The following is a 4,035-nucleotide window of genomic DNA, read 5'->3' as shown; positions in this document are numbered from 1 at the left end:
GAGAAAGTGAGTCCAAAAAAACGTGTAAAATAAAAAAAACCCATCAAAAGATGGGTTTAAAATTATCTGTTATGTACCTCTTTAAAATCGCGCAACGGATACCCTGTATACACTTGTCTAGGGCGACCAATTGGCTCTTTGTTAACGCGCATTTCTTTCCATTGTGCTATCCATCCAGGTAAACGACCAATAGCAAATAAAACGGTAAACATTTCAACCGGAATTCCCATAGCACGGTAAATTATTCCAGAATAAAAATCTACGTTTGGATATAAGTTTCTAGATTTGAAATATTCGTCTTCCAAAGCTACTTTTTCTAATTGTTTAGCAATATCTAATAATGGATCATCAACTCCTAAAGCCGTTAAAACATCGTCAGCAGCTTTTTTAATAATTGTAGCTCTTGGATCAAAGTTTTTGTAAACTCTATGACCAAATCCCATCAAACGGAATGCATCGTCTTTATCTTTTGCTTTTAAAACAAATTTTGCTACATCACCACCATTGTCGTGAATTTCTTGCAACATTTCTAATACTGCTTGATTTGCACCACCATGAAGTGGTCCCCAAAGTGCAGAAACCCCTGCAGAAATTGAAGCAAACAATCCAGCATGCGAAGAACCTACAATTCTAACGGTTGAAGTTGAACAGTTTTGCTCATGATCTGCGTGAAGAATGAATAATTTATCTAATGCTGCAACCACTTTTGGATCAGCTTTATAAGGTCCGGTAGGTAATTCAAACATTAATCGCATGAAATTATCTACATATCCTTTTGTGTTGTCATAATAATTTAATGGATAACCCATAGATTTTCTGTATGTCCATGTTGCAATAACAAGAAATTTACCAATTGTTTTACAAACTGCCTCATACATTTCTTTTTCGTTGTGAGGATTTACAGACTTTGGATTGAAGGCTGTTAATGCACTTGTTAATGAAGACAAAACACCCATTGGATGAGCCGTTTTTGGAAAACCATCAATAATGTTTTTCATTTCTTCATTTACCAATGTGTATTTGCGAATATCGTTTTCAAATTTTTCTAATTGCACTTTAGTTGGCAATTCTCCAAAAATTAATAAGTAAGAAACTTCTAAAAAATTGGCTTTGTCTGCTAAATCTTCAATAGAATATCCTCTATATCGAAGAATTCCTTCTTCTCCATCTAAAAAGGTTATTTCGCTTATACAAGATCCCGAATTTTTATATCCCGGGTCGATCGTAATAGCGCCAGAAGCACTACGTAATTTGTCGATATCGATAGCCACTTCATTTTCAGTTCCTACAATTACTGGAAACTCATACTTTTTGCCATCTAATTCTAATATTGCAATATTTGACATATAATTATAATGTGTTTTTTGGGAAAATATTTATGTATGTTGCGAATTTAGCAAATTTTACGCAAACGATAAAGCAAAATATGATAAAAAATGGTTAAATAATATACATGAAAAACCCTTTCAAAATTTACATTAAGAAAGGGTTTTATATTTAGATAATGAACCAAGTAATAGTTTTATCTTTTTATTTTAAAAGCATTTACACCAGGGAAATAAGCTACATCGGCTAATTCTTCTTCGATTCTTAAAAGTTGGTTGTATTTTGCCATTCTATCTGAACGAGAAGCCGAACCTGTTTTGATTTGTCCGCAATTTAAAGCAACCGCTAAATCTGCAATCGTATTGTCTTCGGTTTCTCCAGATCGGTGACTCATCACTGAAGTATAACCTGCGTTATGCGCCATGTTAACCGCAGCAATCGTTTCGGTCAAAGTACCGATTTGATTTACTTTAATTAAAATTGAGTTAGCGATTGATTGACTTATTCCACGAGATAATCGCTCAACATTGGTTACAAATAAATCATCTCCTACTAATTGTACTTTATCTCCGATTTTTTCTGTTAATAATTTCCAACCTTCCCAATCGTCTTCATACATTCCGTCTTCGATTGAAATAATTGGATAATTTGCAGCTAATTCAGCCAAATAGGATGCTTGTTCTTCAGAAGTTCTAATTTTTCCTGTTTCGCCTTCAAATTTTGTATAATCGTATTTTCCGTTTACATAAAATTCAGAAGCTGCACAGTCTAGGGCAATCATTACATCGTCTCCAAAAGTATAACCAGCGTTTGTTACTGCTAATTTGATAGAATCTAAAGCATCCTCTGTTCCTCCGGCTAAATTTGGAGCAAATCCACCTTCATCTCCTACTGCAGTAGATAGGTTTCTATCGTGTAATACTTTTTTCAGATTATGAAAAATTTCGGTTCCCATTTGCATCGCATGCGTGAAATTTTTTGCTTTTACTGGCATCACCATAAATTCTTGAAATGCAATAGGCGCATCAGAATGGGATCCGCCGTTGATGATATTCATCATTGGAACAGGTAATGTATTTGCAGAAACACCACCCACATAGCGATATAAAGGCATTCCTAATTCATTAGCTGCAGCTTTTGCAACCGCCAATGAAACACCTAAAATAGCATTTGCACCTAAATTTGATTTATTAGCTGTTCCGTCTAAATCGATCATTATTCTATCGATTAGATTTTGCTCAAAAACCGACATTCCTACAACCGCCTCAGCAATTTTGGTATTTACATTTTCAACCGCTTTTAAAACTCCTTTACCCATGTATGATTTTCCACCATCACGAAGTTCAACCGCTTCGTGTTCACCGGTTGAAGCACCTGAAGGAACAGCTGCGCGACCTAAAATTCCGTTTTCTGTAATTACGTCAACTTCAACTGTTGGGTTGCCACGAGAATCTAAAATTTGTCTTGCGTGTACTTTTATGATAATACTCATTTTATATTTTTTTATTTAGTATTTTAAGAATAATAACAAATTTAAAACTTAAAATTGAACAATATTACGAAATGCAAAAAACTTATAAACGATAACGTTTTAGTTGGATGCAGATTTAATATTTTCGATAAATTGATCAAATAAATAGCTAGAATCATGAGGTCCTGGACTAGCTTCTGGGTGGTATTGCACTGAAAAACAATTTTTAGATTTCATTCGCATTCCAGCTACGGTTCCATCATTCAAATGCTCATGTGTCAATTCGAAATCTGGATGCTTGTCTAATTCTTCACGTACAATTGCAAATCCATGATTTTGTGAAGTGATTTCGCCTTTGCCTGTTAATATATTTTTAACTGGATGATTGATTCCGCGGTGACCGTTGAACATTTTATAAGTAGAAATTCCATTAGCCAAACCGATAATTTGGTGTCCTAAACAAATTCCAAACAAAGGTTTGTTTTCGTTTAATATTTGTTTAGCCACTTCTTGAGCACTTTCTAACGGTTCAGGATCGCCAGGACCATTTGATAAAAAATACCCATCTGGGTTAAACGCTTTTAAATCTTGAAAAGAAGCGTTATAAGGAAATACTTTAATGTAACAATCTCTTGAAGCAAGATTGCGAAGGATATTTGTTTTGATTCCTAAATCCAATGCAGAAATCTTGTATTTTGCAGTTTCGTTTCCGAAGAAATAAGGCGTTGTAGTTGAAACTTTTGAAGCTAATTCCAATCCGTTCATGTCTGGAACTTGCTCTAATCTTTCTTTTAATTCTTCAATTGGCGTTCCATCAGTACAAATAACTGCATTCATAGCTCCGTTATCTCTAATGTAGCTCACTAAAGCTCTTGTATCAACATCAGAAATTACAATAAGATTTTGTTTTTTCAAATAGTCAAATAAACTTTCAGTAGCATCTACGCGCGAATAATTAAAGCTAAAATTTTTACAAACTAAGCCAGAAATTTTAACTGAATTTGACTCTACTTCTTTCTCATTAACGCCGTAGTTTCCAATATGTGCATTAGTAGTAACCATAATTTGACCGAAATAAGAAGGATCGGTAAAAATTTCTTGATAACCTGTCGTACCTGTATTAAAAGCAACTTCTCCGAAAGTAATGCCTTCAATTCCAATTGATTTTCCGTGAAAAATAGTTCCGTCTTTTAACAATAAAACGGCTTTAGATCGATTGTTGTATTTCATTGTGCTGT

3 protein-coding genes are annotated in these 4,035 nt (G+C 34.1%); all 3 read right to left on the bottom strand.

From position 1 onward, the window contains the following. Window positions 1-62: 62 nt before the first annotated feature. The gene (locus tag ACIQZC_RS09675) at window positions 63-1,346 is read right to left on the bottom strand and encodes a citrate synthase (RefSeq protein WP_396139022.1); all 1,284 of its coding nucleotides are present in this window, start codon (window positions 1,344-1,346) and stop codon (window positions 63-65) included. Window positions 1,347-1,522: 176 nt separating this feature from the next. Then, the gene (eno, locus tag ACIQZC_RS09670; RefSeq protein WP_396139021.1) at window positions 1,523-2,818 is read right to left on the bottom strand and encodes a phosphopyruvate hydratase; all 1,296 of its coding nucleotides are present in this window, start codon (window positions 2,816-2,818) and stop codon (window positions 1,523-1,525) included. A gap of 99 nt (window positions 2,819-2,917) precedes the next feature. Continuing rightward, window positions 2,918-4,027, bottom strand: a complete 1,110-nt coding sequence (carA, locus tag ACIQZC_RS09665; RefSeq protein WP_396139023.1) for a glutamine-hydrolyzing carbamoyl-phosphate synthase small subunit — start codon at window positions 4,025-4,027, stop codon at window positions 2,918-2,920. Window positions 4,028-4,035 lie beyond the last annotated feature (8 nt).

The sequence above is a fragment of the Flavobacterium sp. genome, assembly GCF_044338735.1.
Classification (GTDB): domain Bacteria; phylum Bacteroidota; class Bacteroidia; order Flavobacteriales; family Flavobacteriaceae; genus Flavobacterium.
This window is presented reverse-complemented; position numbering and strand designations above follow the sequence as displayed.

Coding starts and splice junctions, on each gene's coding strand:
- ACIQZC_RS09675 (WP_396139022.1), bottom strand. CDS start 1,346: ATGTCAAATATTGCAATATTAGAATTAGATGGCAAAAAGTATGAGTTT.
- eno (WP_396139021.1), bottom strand. CDS start 2,818: ATGAGTATTATCATAAAAGTACACGCAAGACAAATTTTAGATTCTCGT.
- carA (WP_396139023.1), bottom strand. CDS start 4,027: ATGAAATACAACAATCGATCTAAAGCCGTTTTATTGTTAAAAGACGGA.